At 41.9% G+C, this 2,152-nt stretch carries 3 protein-coding genes; 2 read left to right on the forward strand and 1 reads right to left on the reverse strand.

The window, feature by feature from the left end; genetic code table 11:
• On the reverse strand, nucleotides 1-595 hold a 595-nt coding region (locus IBX40_12965; GenBank protein MBE0525221.1), incomplete at its 3' end, for a DUF4157 domain-containing protein.
• A gap of 409 nt (nucleotides 596-1,004) precedes the next feature.
• Here IBX40_12965 and IBX40_12970 point away from each other — a divergent pair.
• Together IBX40_12970 and IBX40_12975 are read left to right on the forward strand one after the other, a co-directional pair.
• On the forward strand, nucleotides 1,005-1,415 hold the full coding sequence (locus tag IBX40_12970; GenBank protein ID MBE0525222.1) for a hypothetical protein: 411 nt from the start codon (nucleotides 1,005-1,007) through the stop codon (nucleotides 1,413-1,415).
• Nucleotides 1,416-1,549: 134 nt separating this feature from the next.
• Nucleotides 1,550-2,113 (forward strand): transposase, encoded by a 564-nt coding sequence (locus IBX40_12975; protein ID MBE0525223.1) that lies wholly within the window; start codon nucleotides 1,550-1,552, stop codon nucleotides 2,111-2,113.
• The last annotated feature ends 39 nt before the right edge of the window (nucleotides 2,114-2,152 follow it).

Consider the following 2,152-nt stretch of genomic DNA (forward strand, 5'->3'; position numbering starts at 1 on the left):
GCGCATTCACCGCCTGCGCCGACTCGGCAGCTCGAGTATCCGTATGCACCCTTACCTGGCTAAAATCATGCCCAAATCGCGGCTCGAAAAAGCCCCGCTCCGATTCTGCCAGAGGCTGGCCGCTGCCCCTGATAGCATTGATTCGAGATTCAAGATCATTCGTAACTTCAGGAGTTGTATCCTCCCTGCTCTTTGCTTGAAGTATCTCTTCTTCCTCTGGTTCCTCTTGTCGCTGCACCTGAACGAAAGGTGTAATCTGGTTGGCTAGTGGTTTGGCTTGAAGCGTTTCTTCCTTCTCCTCTTCAGACTCCACCTGCCGCTGCATCTCCGGCTCCGGCATCCGTATCACCGCATCCGCCACCCGGTCCGCCTCCTGCTCGTACTTATCCCCGGGCTGGCCGATGGTGAGTTTTGCCTGCAAGGTTCCTGATTTTAGCTGTCGCTGGACAGCCTGGTTACCGATGGTTCTTTGAAGAAACAGGATTCGATCAACATGTGAGCTTTGAGGTCGAAAACCGGTCTTTTGTTTGTGAGGAGACGATTTCTCCTTTGCTGACAAAGATTTATTAGCATTTATCTTAATTCGTTCTCCCATATTATTACTTCCACTTAACTTTAGGTATATGGTAGGGGTCGGCCTTCATGCAAAGTGCACCGTTACGTCTCCCGTTCCGGATGAACACAATAGTTATCGCCAGCAGGAGCAATCAAATAGGACCGGCTGAACTCCTGGCTGTAATCTCCTCTTACACATCCTGTCTCTTTAAAACGAACGACAGCTACTCTAGTTTCGGAATAAAGATTTTTGCCAGAACTTGCCTATCTGAAGGACCGGTGGCTCTAGCTTCTCCACATGTGACTAATCCTATGGGGTCAAAATAAGGTTGGATTTTTAGGCTACTAAAATCTTCCAACAGTTTTTATTCTCTCTCCATGTGTTGAATATTTGTTTTTCTACTGTGAAACGTTGGTATTATATTGTAGTGTAACATTACACTACAATTATGAGTTACATAAGAAAGATTGAACGGCGTAACAAAAACGGTGAAATCAAGGTTTATTATGCCGAAGTAGAATCTGTCCGAGTTGGTGGAAAAGTTATCCAGCGGCACATCCGATCTTTGGGTACTAACCCGTCTTTCCCAACTAATTTTCCTATAGAGGGTGTACAGTTCTCTTATTTAGCCGTTCGACTAATGCAAGGAGATTTAACTCCAAACGAGGTCTTTGATATGTTGGAGAATATGGGGCATCCTGTCTTACGTGACTCTCTGGAACGTATTGGTATTAACTACGATTTCGAAAAAAAAACGTTCTCTATCTACCTATTGTATCCGAAGAAATCAAAAAAATCCACGTCATATGCCCCATCTGTAAAAAAAGACTCCATGTCCAAAGAACCGATAAAAGAATAGTCAGAACATTATCAGGCGAAATAAGATTTAGTATATATTTCAGGTACTGTAAGGAACATGGTTCATTCGATGAGTCTTTACTTTCACTTGTTAATCGGATATGTCCTGCTGGTCGCAACTTTGATAGCAAAGTAATGGTGGCAATTGGTATTTTACGATGGTTTTTTGACTATCAACGAGAAGAGATAAAAACCATTTTCTTGTCAAGGGGAATTCATATCTCAACTGGCGAGATTTCTAACCTGTCTGAAGAGTTTCTCCTAAGGTTTTATGCTTTGCACAAAAGTCATACACCTGAAATAAATGCCCTTTTTGAAAAAAGAGGGGGTATAAGGCTTCATCTGGACGGAACCGGTGAGGCGGGCAACGAAATTGTGTTTATGGCGAAAGAAGGAGAAACAGGAATTACTATGGATGCTCAAATCATCCCAACTGAAAATAAAAAATACGTAAAGGCGTTCCTGCAAACACTGAAATTGCTATACGAGCCTCCAATAGTTGTTGTCAGAGACATGAGCAAACATATCCGTGATGCATTGAGTGAGGTTTTTTCAGAAGTTCAGCAGCAAATATGTCATTATCATTTTGTCAAAAATCTTGGAAAAATCATTTTCAAAGAAAAATATACCGAGTTTCGCAAGAGAATTGTGAAAATGCGGATATTAAGTCAACTTAAAACAATGAAAGACACATTATAATAGCTTTTTCGGTTTGAACATTTCATCTTTTTTTCAAAT

It is taken from the genome of Methanosarcinales archaeon, assembly GCA_014859725.1.
Taxonomy (GTDB): Archaea; Halobacteriota; Methanosarcinia; order Methanosarcinales; family Methanocomedenaceae; genus Kmv04.

Excerpts from the sequence above, each read along its gene's own strand:
- IBX40_12970 (MBE0525222.1), top strand. The coding sequence starts at position 1,005 with ATGAGTTACATAAGAAAGATTGAACGGCGTAACAAAAACGGTGAAATC.
- IBX40_12975 (MBE0525223.1), top strand. The coding sequence starts at position 1,550 with ATGGTGGCAATTGGTATTTTACGATGGTTTTTTGACTATCAACGAGAA.